This window comes from Psychroserpens sp. (genome assembly GCF_036960315.1).
Lineage (GTDB): Bacteria > Bacteroidota > Bacteroidia > Flavobacteriales > Flavobacteriaceae > Psychroserpens.
In genome coordinates, this window is sequence record NZ_JBALVR010000002.1 from 408,076 (window position 1) to 424,436 (window position 16,361).

Consider the following 16,361-nt stretch of genomic DNA (forward strand, 5'->3'; position numbering starts at 1 on the left):
TTTATAAGCGTTTGAAAAAACGTTTTGTTCGCTTCAATATGGATTCTCCATCTCGCTCGTGGTAAGCGTTACCATAAACGCCGTAACCATAGCCATAACCATAACCGTAGCCATACCCATAACCGTAGCCATAGTTGTGATTTGTTTTATGCTTATAGAAATTCAATACGAAGCTTATGTTTTTAACCTCTCCTGCTCTATATTTAGCATTAACTAATGCTAACATTCCTTTTTTTGTATAATCAAGACGCACCATGAAAATGGTGGCATCAGCATATTGTGTGAGTTCAAGTGCATCAGTCACCAATCCTAGAGGCGGTGTATCTAACACAATCATATCATAATCTTTTCTTAATTGAGTTATCAAAATCCTCATTTGATCACTCATCAATAATTCTGAGGGATTTGGTGGCACTGGACCAGATGGCACAATATCTAGATTTTCTATATGGGTTGGATGTTTTACGTCATTAAAAGCACTTTCACCAATCAAATAATTCACAACACCTATATCATTATTAATATTGAAATCTCCAAAAATCTTAGGTTTCCGTAAATCAAGCCCTAATAAAATGGTTTTTTTTCCAGATAAGGCATACACAGTAGCAATATTAATTGAACAAAACGTTTTACCTTCACCACTTACTGAAGAGGTAATCATTAAAGTTTTACCATCTGAAGTTCCTTGTTTTTTAAATAAAAACTGAAGGCTTGAACGTATCGACCTAAACGACTCAGATACTGCAGATTTAGGTTTTTCAAATACAATTAAATTGTTCTTATAGTTATATTTTCCGACAAGTCCTAAAATTGGAATATTAGATAACTGCTCTACTTCATCAGAACCATGTATTGTATTGTCTAATAGAAAAACGACAAAAATAAAAAACATAGGAGCAAAAAAACCAACCATTAGAGCCATCATATAGTTTAAGGTTTTGTTAGGTCCAATTGGAGGATTTCCAATATCCTTGGCCTCATCAATTATTGAAATATCCGACACATTCGCAGCTTTCACAATGGCGGCCTCACTTCGCTTTGCCAAGTACACATTATAAGCTTCCTGACTGATATTCATTTTTCTCTGAATTTTTAAATATTTCTGTTGATCTTCCGGCAAACCAACAAGCTCTCCCTCTAAATTGGCTATGGACCTGTTTAAGTTATTAAGTTGCGAATTAAGGGTCGTTTTGGTAGACGATATGGTCTCTAACAATACATTCTTTTCGGCGGTTATTTGCCGATCAATATCTTTAAAAATAGGAGAACCTTCTTTATTGGTATATTCTAAACTTTGACGTTCAATCGCTAAGCCAGTAATCTTTGAAACACTTGATAATATATTGCTCTCTTCAATACCCGCTGAAGTGGGCGCCGCTATTTTTGTGTAATCTGTTTTGGTATTTAAATAATTCTCAAGTGAATTAAGATAATTGAGTTTAGACTTTTCATTTTCTTTTTGAAAATCAAATTGTCTTAGTTTTTCAGATAGTTTTGTTATTTCTACATTAACGTCAAAAACATTATTTTGTCTTCTGAAATCATTCATTTCATCGCTCACGTCTTTTAAACTAGAATTCACAGCACTAAGACTACTATCTATAAATCTGATGGTATTTGTAGCATATAAATTTTTTCTTTCTAATTCAGCTTTACTCAAAATTTCGGCAGTGGCGTTCAAATAATCAACTAGCCTTGCTTTATTCGTCCCTTTTAAAGACATTTGCAGAACGGAAGCAGATCCTGCAAATGGAACAATTGCAACTCCTACTTGGTATCGCCGGACAATAAAATCAAAACTTGAAAATTTAATAAAACATTCTTTCCCAGGAACTAATACTCTTCCTTCTCTTTTTGTTATGACACCGTTGAAAAAAGGGAGTTCCACTTTATCGCCAAAATTAAATGTTTTTAAAAACGGCCCTTGAGGCACTTTAACAAAGTACTTTTTTTTGTCATTATATCGCTGGACTTGTTTACTCGAGGTCAAGAATTCTACAAATATTTCAAATTTATTATCATCAATCAACCTTATTCCAATTGGTTGATTAAGCATTTGTTCCTTTGAAGTGTCAAGAATAGCTATAATTGGAGAGGCAGTATAAACATCAATTTTATTATATTTGCCTTGACTCAGATAACTCATGTAATACTGTAAAGAATCAACAACCCTTTCATTATGACTTCGAGTTCGAATTGTAGTTATTACTTTACCAACTTTACCTGAAACCCCGCCCCAATTAAAAGAGATACTTGTATTAGCGGTAAAAAATGGGTTTTGATCACTTTCTACAGAAATTAAAGTACTTAATCTGTAAACGTTTTCTTTTCGAATATTTATAAAATAGGCAACAATAAGAGCTAATCCAATAGATAGAATTACAAGTTTCCATAAATTTAATGCCTTAAATAAAAACCCTCTAAAATCAAAAGAAACACCTCCTGAGACTTCTGTGTTTTCCATGTTATACTCGTCCATAACTCAATTTATAGATTTATTAAAAGTATGGCTGTAGTTACCAATGTCAGCGCAGAAATTATAGTAGCCAAAGTTTGAACTCCTGTTGTTCCAGTTCCCCAGGTTTTCTGTTTTAAAGGCTTCACGTAAATAATATCATTAGGTAGAATGTAATAATAGGGTGAATTCATCACCTTCACATCAGTAAGATCTAAATGATGGATTTGTTGCCCTTGTGGGTATTGTCGAATTATTAAGACATCTTTCCTATCGCCTGTAATCACTATCTCACCAACATTAGCCAATGCTTCAAAAATATTGACTCGTTCTTGAAACAAGATTTTTGTTCCAGGTGTGCCAACTTCTCCATTCGCAGTATAACGTAACCCCGAAAGTTTAACGGTTACAAAAATATTTGCTGCCTCCTTAAATTGCTCATCTAACAACTTCTTTTCAATTATATTCTGAATTTCTTCAGTAGTAAAACCTAACACGTTAATTTCACCCAAAGTTGGGACACGAATATTTCCATGAACATCAACCGTGAATCCATCAAAATAGGCGCGTTCTGCACTATCAGCGTTTAAATTTTCTTCTCCAACTGGATTCAATATTTTAACCGTTTCCTGATCTAAAGCCTTGACGCGAACACTTAAAATATCATTGATCTGAACACGATAAGGCTTCTGTTGCTCTACCATAGTTTGGGTAGAATCTGTTGCTGTATTTTTATTTTGAAGATAAACAATATCTTTATGTGGTATACAGGATGTAGATAAGATACACAATAACACTCCTGTAAGCAATACTAGTCTTTTCATTGTCAAGTTGCTTGTTGCTTCACAAATATAACTTATCACTATTAATATCAAAACTATTCATCGTTTTTTTGAGTAATATGACTTTCTTTGTAAAAAAAATTAGTTTGAATTATTTAACTGTTGAAAACATATCGAAATCTTATGGCGAATTAGAGCTTTTTTCAAATCTCTCTTTCAGTATCCATAAAGATGATAAAATCGCATTTGTCGCTAAAAACGGAAGTGGTAAAACCTCAATCCTTAATATCTTATCTGGTGCAGACGCACCAGACTCTGGGCAAATCGTCATGAGAAACGGCTTGCGAATGTCCTTTTTGTCGCAATCCCCTCAATTTGATCAAAATCTCACGATTAACGATACTATTTTTAATTCGGATTCTCCGCAGTTAAAGATTATCGAAAATTACGAAAAGGCATTACAAAACCCAGAAAACGCTGAAGCCTACCAAAAAGCGTTTGAGCAAATGGATATTCATAATGCTTGGGAATTTGAACTCCAATTCAAACAAATTTTATCGCAACTTAATCTTGATGATCTCGACCAAAAGATTAGCACGATGTCTGGTGGACAACTAAAGCGTTTGGCTTTAGCCCAAGCTTTAATTAGTAATCCAGATTTATTGGTCCTGGATGAACCAACCAACCACCTCGACTTAGAGATGATTGAATGGCTAGAACAGTATTTCGCCAAAGCGAAGTTCACTCTCTTTATGGTCACACACGACCGTTACTTTTTAGAGCGTGTTTGTAATGAAATTATAGAGCTCGACCACGGAAAACTCTACACCTACAAAGGCAATTACACCTATTATCTTGAAAACAAAGAGACACGAATTGCTCAGGAACAAGTGGAGACAGGAAAAGCCAAACAACTGTTTAAAAAAGAATTGGAATGGATGCGTCGCCAACCTAAAGCACGTACCACCAAATCTAAATCTCGTATTGATGATTTTTCAGATATCAAGAAACGTGCGCACCAACGTAGAAATGACCACAAAGTAGAATTAGAAATCAATATGGAACGCATGGGCAGTAAAATTGTTGAGTTCCATAAAGTATCCAAAGCCTTTGATGACAAAGTGATTCTTAAGAATTTTGAATATGTGTTCAAAAAAGGGGAGCGTATTGGCATCATTGGGAAAAACGGAACAGGAAAATCCACATTCCTAAATATGTTGACTCATAGTTCACAACCAGATTCAGGTAAAATTATTCTTGGTGACACTGTGAAATTCGGATACTACACACAAGGCGGTATCAACATTAAACCACAGCAAAAGGTTATTGAGGTTATTAAAGAGTTTGGAGAATTTATCCCGCTAACTAAAGGCCGTCAAATTAGTGCGAAGCAACTCTTAGAGCGTTTCCTTTTCGATGGAAAAAAGCAGCATGATTATGTTGAAAAATTAAGTGGTGGCGAACAAAAACGTTTGTATTTGTGTACCGTTTTAATTCAGAATCCAAATTTCTTAATTCTAGATGAACCAACAAACGACTTAGATATTGTCACCTTAAATATTCTCGAAGATTTCCTTCTTGATTTCCCAGGATGCTTACTCGTTGTATCACATGACAGGTATTTTATGGATAAAATTGTGGATCATTTATTTGTGTTTAAAGGCGCAGGTGAAGTTCAAGATTTTCCGGGTAACTATTCTGATTATAGAACTTACGAAGCATCAACACCAACCGAATCTAAAGTTACTGTTGAAGTCTCCAAAGTTTCTAAAGAAAAGGTAAAGGATTACAAGGCCGAAAAACTATCGTATAACGAGCAAAAAGAATACAAGAATCTAGAAAGCAAAATCCGATCATTAGAATTAGACAAAAAAGCACTTGAAGAAAAATTCAATGACGCGTCACTTTCTCAAGAGAAAATAAATGAACTGTCAGAACAACTGAAAGGCATCATTGAGGATATCCAAACTAAAGAAATGCGCTGGTTTGAATTAGCTGAGAAATTAGGTCTTTAACTCTTGGCTCTTTAAAACTGACAAAAACTTATAACTTGCAACTTTAAACGTGTTTCAGATTATTGAATACATAAAATTTCTATTAAAATCCTCCAATCAGCATGGTGTGCATTCGCCATTTGTATATGATTTGGTTACCAAATGTTTTTATGATAACACAACACATAAAGCGTATGCTAAACTTTCAGATTATAGGAAGTCTTTACTAAAGAACAAACAGAAGATTGAAGTCACCGATTTCGGCTCAGGCTCAAGAGTCTTTAAATCCAACTCAAGAACACTAAGCGCGATAGCTAAGACTTCAGGAACTACTACAAAAAGAGCACAACTTTTGTATCGTATTGTCAAATATTTCAAACCAGAGCACACTTTAGAATTAGGAACTTCTCTAGGAATTGCTACACAAGCCATGGCTTTGGGTTATTCTGAGAATACTGTAACTTCAATAGAGGGTTGTTCAAATATTTCAGAATTCACGAAGCAACAACTTTCAGATTTAAATATTGAAAATGTAACAGTAAAAAATGGCGAATTCGAAACGCTGCTTCCGAAGTTAAAAGCCAACGCCTATGATCTTGTTTTCTTTGATGGAAACCATAATAAAGCAGCAACACTCCACTATTTCAATGTGTTATTAGAAACAACTCACAATGATTCTATTTTCATTTTTGATGATATTCATTGGTCCAAAGAAATGTCTGAAGCTTGGGAAATAATTAAAACACATCCTAAGGTAACAGTAACGATTGATACGTTTTTTTGGGGGCTTGTTTTCTTTAGAAAAGAACAAGTCAAAGAAAATTTTAAATTACGATTGTAAAATCTATATTAAAACATATATTAGCCCAAGAATATTAAATATGAGTAGTTCAGAATTAAATAAAACCTTAGAGGTCAACAAAAAACAGGCTGAGTTTTACAATACCAAAAAGAAGAACTTACCAACAAGAATTTGGTCTAACATTCGTGAAAAAACACTAAAAGGCATTCGTAGAGAACTCAATATTCTTCAAGGTTCTTATGACCTACACAAATCTTGGTTTGGAGACTTAGAAGATAAGAAAGTTTTAGACCTTGGTTGTTTTGCAGGAAACTATCATTCTCTATTTTTGGCTCAAAACAGCAAACAATACGTAGGTCTTGATTTAAGTGAATCTGGCATTGCAAGATTGAATAAAAAAATTGAGCATTTGCCAAATGCAAAAGCTATTGTTCAAGATTTTTTATCTGACGAATTCAAAGAAAAAGACTTTGACATTATTTATGCTTATGGTGTTTTACACCATTTTGAAAACGTGGATTTACTCATTTCAAAACTCAATGAAAAACTGGCTACAAAAGGACGTATTATTAGTTATGATCCTCTTGAAACTAGCAGACCAATTTGGTTGATAAGAAAACTCTACCGACCATTTCAATCTGATGCCGCTTGGGAATGGCCTTTTAACAGAAAAACACTTAGAAAACTTGATTCTAACTTTAATATCCTAGAAAAGAGAGGTGTTTTAGGATATGCTAAATGGTATTTTATAGTAAACTTATTACCTATTCCCAAAAAAACGAAAGTGAATATTGGAAAGAAATGGCATCAAAAAGATTGGCAAAAATCCAACACATCGATGTCACATCTATATAAATGCATGCAGCTTACCATGCACATGCAAAAAAAGCAATAAAGAATTTCGTAACAAAATAGAGCTTAAGGCGTCATATGAAGTGAAACCTGTATCTTGCAGAACATCACTTAAAAGTAAACTCCAGTATGAGTAACGTCATTGAAATTCGAAATATCATTCGTGATTTTCAACTTGGTCAAGAAACCGTTCATGTTTTAAAAGGCATCGATTTAGATATCGAAATTGGTGATTATGTCGCTATTATGGGACCTTCGGGTTCTGGGAAATCGACGCTCATGAACCTTTTAGGTTGTCTAGACACACCGACTTCGGGAAGTTATATTCTCAATGGGAAAGATGTAAGTCAAATGAGTGATGATGACTTAGCCGAAATTAGAAATACTGAAATTGGCTTCGTATTCCAAACCTTTAACCTCTTACCAAGAACTACAGCATTAGATAATGTGGCTTTACCAATGATATATGCTGGAATGTCAAAATCTGATCGCACCAAGCGTGCCCAAGAAGTATTAGCCGATGTTGGACTTGCCGATCGTATGGACCACAAACCCAACCAACTCTCTGGCGGACAACGTCAGCGTGTGGCTGTAGGTCGTGCATTGGTGAATAAGCCATCTATTATTTTGGCCGATGAACCTACAGGAAACTTAGATTCTAAAACGGGTCACGAAATCATGGGCCTTTTTGAAGAGATTCACAGAGCTGGAAACACTGTGATTATGGTAACCCACGAAGAAGACATTGCAACGCATGCACATCGCGTGATTCGTTTGCGAGATGGCATGGTGGAAAGTGATACTAGGAGATAGTTCTCCCTGTAATTCTTGCAAAGAACCTTATATCGTAAACAAATCCCTGCAAAATTTTTGCCTTTTCTCTTATTACTCTTTAACTTGCATGTATGAAAATCTACACTAAAACAGGAGATAAAGGTACTACTGCACTTTTTGGTGGCACACGTGTCCCAAAACACCATATACGTATTGATAGCTACGGAACGGTTGACGAACTCAATTCACATTTAGGATTGATTAGAGACCAAGACATTAATAATCATTATAAAGATGTACTGATTGACATTCAGGATAAATTATTTACTGTTGGCGCCATTTTAGCAACCGATCCTGAAAAGGCAACGCTCAAAAATGGAAAGGACCGACTTAATATTCCGAAGATTTCAGAAGCTGACATCTCAACATTAGAACATGAAATGGACACCATGGATGAAGCGCTTCCACCAATGACTCATTTTGTGCTACCTGGCGGACATCAAACTGTGTCATTCTGTCACATTGCTCGCTGCGTGTGCCGCAGAGCCGAACGTTTAGCGAGCGCATTAAACGATTTAGAACCTTTTCAACCTGAGAGTTTAAAGTACCTAAACCGACTTTCTGACTACCTATTTGTATTGGCACGAAAGTTGTCTTATGACTTGCAAGCCGAAGAAGTAAAATGGATTCCGAAGAAAGAATCTTAAAGTACAACTTTGCAGAATAGACTATCAGTTCTACTAGGCTTATACCAGTTATGATTTGAATTTAGAATAAAGAAAATGATTATTTTTTTCTTTACTCGAAATAGAAAATTAAAACATAGCAATAATTACGGTTTATTTTATTTTGAAGAGAAAAGTAAAAAAGAACGTTTTATTGCAGTAAATTCAGGTGATAAATGGTATTTAGATCAAAAAAAAGTATACGTTCTTTAAATTATTATTTAATTAATTGGTTTTTTTCTTGACTTTATGAACTATAATTTTATTTTTGCAAAAAAATAAACTCATAAACAAATGTATTGGACATTAGAACTAGCATCGTATTTAAGTGATGCGCCTTGGCCAGCAACTAAAGATGAATTAATTGACTACGCTATTAGAACAGGAGCTCCCTTGGAAGTTGTTGAAAATCTACAAGCGATAGAAGACGAAGGCGACTCTTACGATTCTATAGAAGAAATCTGGGCAGATTATCCAACTGACGAAGATTATCTCTGGAACGAGGACGAATATTAAAGTAATTTGAAGTTCAAGTTACTTTAAATGTAGAATAAAAGTTAAAAAGTCTCTAATAGGGACTTTTTTTGTGCCTGAAATTTTCAATATAACTAACACAAATCATATCTTTGAGGTCTAACAATCTTAAAGATAAAAGGTGATTTAAAAATCAAAAACGTCAACCTGAACTCGTTTCATGTTTTCATTATTATGGTTTATAAAATTATGAGATTCTGAAATCAAAGATTCATGAATACTTTAAAATAGAAGTATATGAATAACAAGTTCAGAATAACGACAATATCATTTCATAATCATCTTACTAAAATAAATAAACACCAATGAGTTTTTTAAATTCAGTATTAAAAGTATTTGTAGGAGATAAAGCCAAACAAGATGTCAAGGCGCTCTCCCCTATTGTTGAACAAGTAAATGCGTTTGAAAGTGCGCTTGAGCAATTATCACATGACGAATTAAGAGCAAAAACGGCAGACTTCAAAGCCAAAATTGCTGAAGCTCGTAAACCTCTTCAAGATAATATTGATCAATTATTAAAAGATGCTGAGGCCACTGATGATATTGACAAAAGAGAAGATATCTACGTAGAAATCGATAAAATTAAAGATGACATATACGAAGTCACAGAAGAGGTTCTTAACGAAATCATGGCAGAAGCCTTTGCTGTAGTTAAAGAAACCGCTAAGCGTTTTGTAAACAACACAGAGATTCCTGTTCAAGCGAATGAGTTTGACCGTTTAATTTCTGGAGACAAAGAATATGTAACGCTTCAAGACGATAAAGCTGTTTGGGCGAATTCTTGGGATGCAGCAGGAAAGCCAATTACTTGGGACATGATTCATTATGATGTACAGTTAATTGGTGGTGCAGCAATGCATCAAGGAAAAATTGCTGAAATGCAGACTGGTGAAGGTAAAACCTTAGTAGCAACACTTCCAGTATATTTAAATGCATTATCTGGTAATGGTGTTCACCTAGTAACAGTAAACGATTACTTAGCTAAACGTGATAGCGCATGGATGGCTCCTATTTTTGAGTTCCACGGATTAAGTATTGATTGTATTGATTACCATACTCCAAATTCTGAAGCTCGACGTAAAGCCTACAGAGCTGACATCACCTACGGAACGAATAACGAATTCGGTTTTGATTACCTAAGAGATAACATGGCACACTCGCCAGACGATTTGGTTCAGCGTCCACACCACTACGGAATTGTAGATGAGGTCGATTCTGTATTAGTTGATGATGCACGAACACCTTTAATTATTTCTGGACCGATTCCACAAGGAGATCGCCATGAATTTACTGAGTTGAAGCCTAAAGTAGATGATATTGTTAGCATCCAAAGAAAAGAGCTGGTTAGTGTTTTGGCAGAAGCTAAAAAATTAATTGCAGAAGGTGATACTAAAGAAGGTGGTTTCTTATTATTAAGAGCATTCAGAGGTATTCCGAAGAATAAAGCCTTAATCAAATTCTTGAGTGAAGAAGGTATGAAGGCATTGCTTCAGAAAACCGAAAACTTCTACATGCAAGATAACAACAGAGAAATGCCGAAAGTTGATGCAGAACTTTATTATGTTATCGAAGAAAAAAATAATCAGGTTGAATTAAGTGATAGAGGTGTTGAGTATTTGTCAGGTAAAGACAATCCAGATTTCTTCGTCATGCCAGAAATTGGTGTGGAAATTGGAAAGATTGAAGCAAAAGGCTTATCAAAAGAAGAGGAAGCTGCCGAAAAAGAAGAGCTTTTTAGAGACTTCGGAATTAAATCTGAACGTATCCACACACTTAATCAGTTACTGAAAGCTTACGCGTTATTTGAGAAAGACATTCAGTATGTTGTAATGGACAACAAAGTAATGATTGTCGATGAGCAAACGGGTCGTATTATGGATGGACGTCGTTACAGTGACGGTTTGCACCAAGCGATTGAAGCAAAAGAAAATGTAAAGATTGAGGATGCCACGCAAACCTTTGCCACAGTAACCTTACAGAATTACTTTAGAATGTATCGCAAGTTATCTGGTATGACAGGTACAGCCGTTACTGAAGCTGGAGAATTTTGGGAAATTTATAAATTGGATGTGGTTGAAATTCCAACCAACAGACCAATCGTACGTGATGACAAACAAGATTTAGTTTATAAGACTAAACGCGAAAAATACAATGCAGTTATTGATGATGTAACAAAACTATCCCAAGCAGGTCGTCCAGTACTTATTGGTACAACTAATGTTGAAATTTCTGAGCTTTTAGGTAAAATGTTATCGATTAGAAAAATACCTCACAACGTTTTAAATGCAAAACAGCATAAAAAAGAAGCGGAAATTGTAGACGAAGCAGGTAGAACAGGACAAGTTACCATTGCTACTAACATGGCTGGTCGTGGAACAGATATTAAGCTTTCAGACGAAGTAAAAGAAGCAGGTGGTTTGGCCATTGTTGGTACAGAGCGTCATGATTCACGTCGTGTCGACAGACAGTTACGTGGTCGTGCAGGACGTCAAGGAGATCCAGGAAGCTCACAGTTCTATGTATCGTTAGAAGATAATTTAATGCGTCTGTTTGGTAGTGAACGAATTGCCAAAATGATGGATAAAATGGGATTAAAGGAAGGTGAAGTGATTCAGCATTCTATGATTTCAAAATCTATTGAACGTGCACAGAAAAAAGTTGAAGAAAACCAATTTGGTGTTCGTAAGCGTTTATTAGAATATGATGATGTAATGAATGCACAACGTGAAGTCGTGTACAGACGTCGTCGTCATGCACTTCAAGGTGAGCGTCTTCGTGTAGACTTAGCGAATATGATTTATGATACGTCGGAAGGCATCTCAGAAACGAATAAAGAAGCTGAAGATTTCAAGAACTTTGAGTTCGAGTTGATTAGATATTTCTCAATGAGTTCTCCCATTTCCCAAGCTGAATTCGCCAAACTATCAGTTCAAGAGATTGCTGGTCAAGTCTATAAAGCTGCTTTTGCACACTACAAACAGAAAATGCAACGTAATGCTGAATTAGCATTCCCCGTGATTGAGAATGTGTATTTAAATCAGCGTGATAAATACAAACGTATCGTTGTACCTTTTACAGATGGCGTAAAGAATTTACAAGTCGTAACAGACCTTGAAAAAGCATACGAAACTAAAGGAACACAATTAATCAACGATTTTGAAAAGAACATTACGTTAGCGATTGTTGATGATGCCTGGAAAACCCATTTACGAAAAATGGATGAGTTGAAGCAGTCTGTACAATTAGCGGTTCATGAGCAAAAAGATCCATTATTGATTTACAAATTTGAAGCCTTTGAATTGTTCAAGGAAATGATTGACCAAGTGAATAAGGATGTAATTTCATTCTTATTTAAGGGTGAATTACCTACGGAAACGCAGAATAACATTCAAGAAGCTAAAACACGTAAGCAAGAAACACTACAAACGCAAAAAGACGAAATTCCCAATATGGATGAACGTGCAGCGCAAAGTAGAGCTGTTGGTTCTGGAGCGTCTCGTCAACAAGAAGTTATTGAAACCATTGTACGTGATAGACCAAAAATTGGTCGTAACGATCGTGTGACAATAAAGCACGTGATGAGCGGTGAAAACAAAACCGTGAAGTATAAGCAAGCAGAACCGTTAATCGCGAAAGGCGAATGGGTTTTGATTGAAGACTAACCACTAAGTGGTATTTAATTATTCTCACTCAGACGAAACTTAAACATTTCGTCATCCTGAACTTGATTCAGGATCTCATAAATAAACTATCATTCAAAACACAGTGATAAATCTAAAAATCCCAGACATAACGTTCGGGATTTTTTTGTTACCTTGAATCCACTAACAAATCATTTGAAATCATGAGAAATGTACTAGCTACTATTGTAGGATTTATTGTAGCATCCTTAACCGTATACATTTTTGAATCCCTTATTGGTCACAATCTTTTTCCTTTACCTGAAGGTGCAGATCCGATGGACATGGAATGGATAAAAAATAACATGGATCAAATTCCTACAGGCGCAAAAGTATTTGTAGTGATTGCACATTTTATAGGTATTATTGCTGGAATGTTCATAGCGGGATTGATCTCAAAAACAAGTATGATTCCGACTTATATTGTTGGCGGATTGATGCTAGCTGCAACCTTTGTAACGATATTTATGTTACCAAAAGAATTATGGTTTACACTTACTGATGGCGCATTAGTAATCGTTGGTTTCTTAATAGGGAAATCGTTAGCTAAAAAACAATTGACAACCGAATAAACGACGAGTTCTAATTCTTAATTATTTTTTCTACAGTTTCCTTTTGATTTGCGACGATTTTCACGAAGTATACTCCTTGTGTCAATTGTTTTAAATCAATGGCCCTTTGTATTTCGTTCCCATAAAAGACAACAGTTTGTAATAAACGTCCATTTACATCGTAGATTGTGGCCTTATCAATACTAACTTCGGAAGCGATGTAAAGTAAATCATTTACTGGATTAGGATATAATTTTACTTTAGCACTCAATTCAGAATCATTAACCGAAAGATTATCTTCTTCAACCGTTGTTGTATAATCATTAGTAATAATTGGAAAATTGAAATCGAAATAGATTTCGGCATCGTTACTAAACATATCACCAAGATTTAATGTATTCAATGTTTTTATTTTAAAAACTACATAGCCATCGTTGTTGTCATCATCAAATGGTAAGTTTATGTTTTCGAAGATAAATTCGACTTCATTGGCATTCTGAATTCTCGTTACAATATCGTGACTTGCATCTAAAGGCACTAAAGTATTGACATCAAACTTGTTCGTATCAATTTCGTCTTTAACAACTACATTTATAGCATTAGCAGTTCCTGTATTTTCAAAACGAACCATGTAATGGATGTATCGACCAACCATATCTGGAGTAATTGTTTCACCTTCCAGGCATCTTTTATCATTTGGATCGAATGAGTTTACTACTATTTCTTTTATTGAGGTTATGTTATTTTCATCATCAAAATCTCCTTCAATTGGATATATTACAGATTGAAAACCAATCTCATCACCAGCATTCACAGGATAATCTGGATCTGTTGGTGTATTAAAATTCATTGTGATAAAAATTTCCCCACTTTCTAGAGGCTGCAGATTTGTATAATTCCATGCAAGTGAACCAAACGACAGATTATCTACATTTGGAATCGAAGAAACATAATCAACTACAAAGTCATCATAATTAAATTCTACAGTTCCTGAAATCGTCGTTGTCCCCTTGTTTTTGTATATCATTTTATAATCAGCACTAAAACCCGGCCTAACTTCAGTAAGTGGAATGATGTAAATTTCTAAATCCTGAAAATCGCCACTAGTTGATATACAAAAATCCTGAATGGAAGGATTGGAATCTACGGGAAAGTTAATTGCAACATTAGGAGGCGAAACAGAAAAATATTCGGGATTTTCTAAAACAGGTGTTATAGTATATGTTCCAGCTTGGAGGGCAACACCATAATCTCCTAAATTATTTGAAATAATGGAGCCTTCTATTGTTCCATCTGTAATATTGAATTTAAGTGTTGGGAAATCCGCATCATTTAAATCACACCCATTATCATCAATATCGAGTCTGACATTTCCAAGAATGTCATAGTAATCTCCACCTGGAACAAAGGAACAATAGGAGTTAACAACGCAATTTGCATAGCCATATTCTTCAACCTTAGAAAAAACATCTTCTAGTTCAAAATCATCTACACAAATAAATGCTAAATTAGGATTAAGATCAAAGGAGTATACACTTGAGAATGTACTTCCGTTTTTGATAAACAAAGACATCAATTGATTACCGCTACAATCAAAATAAAAAAGATTTGGTATTCCACTAACATCCAGTGTGGTTAATTGATTATTATAACAATATAATGAAGTTAAATTACTTAGGACACTTTCGTCTAAATCCGTTAATTGATTATCTCCACAATTCAAAGTATCTAAGTTTGGTAATCCACTTAAATCTAAAGATGTGAATTGATTTGATAAAGCCATAAACGTAGTTAGACTTGTTAATCCACTTAAATCTATGGATGATAAGAGATTATCAGGGCAGAATAATAGAGTTAGGTTAGTTAATCCGCTTACTTCTAATGTTATTAATTCATTATTAGCACATTTCAATTCTATAAGATTTGATAATCCACTTGCATCTATTGTCGTTAATTGGTTATTACTACAATTCAAATCTATAAGATTAGTTAGTCCACTTGCATCTAATTCTGTTAGTAGGTTAATAGCACAATTCAATTCTATCAGATTTGATAAACCAATAACATCTATTGTGGTCAATTGATTAGAACGACAATCTAAAGTATTTAGATTTGCTAATCCATTAACATCTAATGTAGTCAAATCATTATTGTTACATTTTAAATTTTGTAAATTGACAAATGCTTCAATGCCTTGTAAAGATGATACATTTTCAAAGGAAACATCAAGATTTAAAACTGCTTCAGCTTCCGAAACTTGAATTTCTCCATCATTATTTATATCCACATTACCATCCATAAAACCATCTCCATCAGAATCTACACAAAATGTATTTACCAAAGCATTTTTAAAATTAACTCCAGGAATATCAACAATTTGAGCTTGTAAAAAACAACAAGCAAATAATGCAAAAAGCGCTGCGTAAAAATTTCTCATAGACATCATAAGTAGGTTATAGAATAACTCACAATATAGAGTATTTCCTACAAATATCTTATTAACAACAGCCTAAGTTTTATAACAGAAGTTAGTCCAGATGTAACAACAAATTTGGATCTGGGCAATTACCTATATAAAACTCCAAATCTTGTTTTGAGCACACACCAGGATAATCACCAACATAGTCCTCCATGTCTTTTATAATCTGAAAGTGCAAATGTGGCGGATAATCGCCATTAATTATGGCATCTCCTAAAGTCCCAATTTGATCTCCTTTTTTGAACTCCTGCCCGACTTTGAGATGTTCAATAGATGCTAAACTTAAATGACCATAAAGTGTGTGAAATTCTATGTCTTCAATTATATGTTTGAGGATTATCGTCGGTCCGTAATCACCAAAATTAGTGTTGTTTTTAAAACTGTGCACCTCAGCGTCGAAAGGTGTAAAAATAGGCGTTTCGGCAGCAGCCCAAAGGTCAAGACCTAAATGGATATTTCGTTCGGTTTCGGGATTTCTATTGTTGAAATAATTGCTGCGTTGGTAAATGTTCCGGGTTTCTAGAAAACCTCCAAAGGCTACTTTTGTGTTGTTTGCTTTTATATGGCTATTAATATAAACCGCTAATGTTTCCGAAGAAGACACATCGATAGTTCGCAATGTTTTATTAGATTTTGACAAATCTAAAAACACATAATCCCTTTTAGGAATAGATGCCTCTAGCAAAAAACATTTAGGGAGCGTTCTTAGCAGTTCTTCAAAAGAGTTATTCAT

Annotated in this window: 12 protein-coding genes; 8 read left to right on the top strand and 4 right to left on the bottom strand. The window is 34.6% G+C overall.

What is annotated here, in order from left to right:
• Position 1: 1 nt before the first annotated feature.
• Complete coding sequence (locus V7719_RS05510) at positions 2 to 2,479, bottom strand: exopolysaccharide transport family protein (RefSeq protein WP_335728875.1); 2,478 nt, start codon at positions 2,477 to 2,479, stop codon at positions 2 to 4.
• An 8-nt stretch (positions 2,480 to 2,487) separates the two neighbouring features.
• The gene (locus tag V7719_RS05515; protein WP_335728876.1) at positions 2,488 to 3,279 is read right to left on the bottom strand and encodes a polysaccharide biosynthesis/export family protein; all 792 of its coding nucleotides are present in this window, start codon (positions 3,277 to 3,279) and stop codon (positions 2,488 to 2,490) included.
• A gap of 104 nt (positions 3,280 to 3,383) precedes the next feature.
• Between V7719_RS05515 and V7719_RS05520 the strand changes: the two genes are divergently transcribed.
• The 8 genes from V7719_RS05520 to V7719_RS05555 all read left to right on the top strand — a co-directional run bounded on the left by V7719_RS05520 (position 3,384) and on the right by V7719_RS05555 (position 13,170).
• Positions 3,384 to 5,252, top strand: coding sequence for an ABC-F family ATP-binding cassette domain-containing protein (locus V7719_RS05520; RefSeq protein WP_335728877.1), 1,869 nt, complete (start codon positions 3,384 to 3,386; stop codon positions 5,250 to 5,252).
• Between the two features lie 49 nt (positions 5,253 to 5,301).
• Positions 5,302 to 6,072, top strand: coding sequence for an O-methyltransferase (locus V7719_RS05525; protein WP_335728878.1), 771 nt, complete (start codon positions 5,302 to 5,304; stop codon positions 6,070 to 6,072).
• A gap of 40 nt (positions 6,073 to 6,112) precedes the next feature.
• Entirely contained in the window at positions 6,113 to 6,928 is an 816-nt protein-coding gene (locus tag V7719_RS05530; protein WP_335728879.1) for a class I SAM-dependent methyltransferase, read from the top strand.
• Positions 6,929 to 7,014: 86 nt separating this feature from the next.
• Entirely contained in the window at positions 7,015 to 7,698 is a 684-nt protein-coding gene (locus V7719_RS05535; RefSeq protein ID WP_335728880.1) for an ABC transporter ATP-binding protein, read from the top strand.
• 92 nt (positions 7,699 to 7,790) lie between these two features.
• Positions 7,791 to 8,366 carry a cob(I)yrinic acid a,c-diamide adenosyltransferase gene (locus V7719_RS05540; protein ID WP_335728881.1) on the top strand — a complete coding sequence of 192 codons (576 nt, stop codon included), beginning with the start codon at positions 7,791 to 7,793 and terminating at the stop codon, positions 8,364 to 8,366.
• Positions 8,367 to 8,678: 312 nt separating this feature from the next.
• Positions 8,679 to 8,900, top strand: a complete 222-nt coding sequence (locus V7719_RS05545; protein WP_335728882.1) for a DUF2795 domain-containing protein — start codon at positions 8,679 to 8,681, stop codon at positions 8,898 to 8,900.
• Positions 8,901 to 9,223: 323 nt separating this feature from the next.
• Positions 9,224 to 12,580 (top strand): preprotein translocase subunit SecA, encoded by a 3,357-nt coding sequence (gene secA / locus V7719_RS05550; protein WP_335728883.1) that lies wholly within the window; start codon positions 9,224 to 9,226, stop codon positions 12,578 to 12,580.
• Between the two features lie 182 nt (positions 12,581 to 12,762).
• Positions 12,763 to 13,170, top strand: coding sequence for a hypothetical protein (locus tag V7719_RS05555; RefSeq protein ID WP_335728884.1), 408 nt, complete (start codon positions 12,763 to 12,765; stop codon positions 13,168 to 13,170).
• 10 nt (positions 13,171 to 13,180) lie between these two features.
• Here V7719_RS05555 and V7719_RS05560 read toward each other — a convergent pair whose 3' ends face one another.
• Both V7719_RS05560 and V7719_RS05565 read right to left on the bottom strand, forming a co-directional pair.
• Complete coding sequence (locus V7719_RS05560) at positions 13,181 to 15,586, bottom strand: T9SS type A sorting domain-containing protein (RefSeq protein WP_335728885.1); 2,406 nt, start codon at positions 15,584 to 15,586, stop codon at positions 13,181 to 13,183.
• A gap of 91 nt (positions 15,587 to 15,677) precedes the next feature.
• Entirely contained in the window at positions 15,678 to 16,361 is a 684-nt protein-coding gene (locus tag V7719_RS05565) for a peptidoglycan DD-metalloendopeptidase family protein (protein ID WP_335728886.1), read from the bottom strand.

Bases quoted from the DNA above. Each gene is read 5' to 3' on its own strand.
- V7719_RS05530 (WP_335728879.1), top strand. From the start codon at position 6,113: ATGAGTAGTTCAGAATTAAATAAAACCTTAGAGGTCAACAAAAAACAG.
- V7719_RS05535 (WP_335728880.1), top strand. From the start codon at position 7,015: ATGAGTAACGTCATTGAAATTCGAAATATCATTCGTGATTTTCAACTT.
- V7719_RS05515 (WP_335728876.1), bottom strand. From the start codon at position 3,279: ATGAAAAGACTAGTATTGCTTACAGGAGTGTTATTGTGTATCTTATCT.
- V7719_RS05555 (WP_335728884.1), top strand. From the start codon at position 12,763: ATGAGAAATGTACTAGCTACTATTGTAGGATTTATTGTAGCATCCTTA.
- V7719_RS05540 (WP_335728881.1), top strand. From the start codon at position 7,791: ATGAAAATCTACACTAAAACAGGAGATAAAGGTACTACTGCACTTTTT.
- V7719_RS05545 (WP_335728882.1), top strand. From the start codon at position 8,679: ATGTATTGGACATTAGAACTAGCATCGTATTTAAGTGATGCGCCTTGG.
- secA (WP_335728883.1), top strand. From the start codon at position 9,224: ATGAGTTTTTTAAATTCAGTATTAAAAGTATTTGTAGGAGATAAAGCC.
- V7719_RS05565 (WP_335728886.1), bottom strand. From the start codon at position 16,361: ATGAATAACTCTTTTGAAGAACTGCTAAGAACGCTCCCTAAATGTTTT.
- V7719_RS05510 (WP_335728875.1), bottom strand. From the start codon at position 2,479: ATGGACGAGTATAACATGGAAAACACAGAAGTCTCAGGAGGTGTTTCT.
- V7719_RS05560 (WP_335728885.1), bottom strand. From the start codon at position 15,586: ATGAGAAATTTTTACGCAGCGCTTTTTGCATTATTTGCTTGTTGTTTT.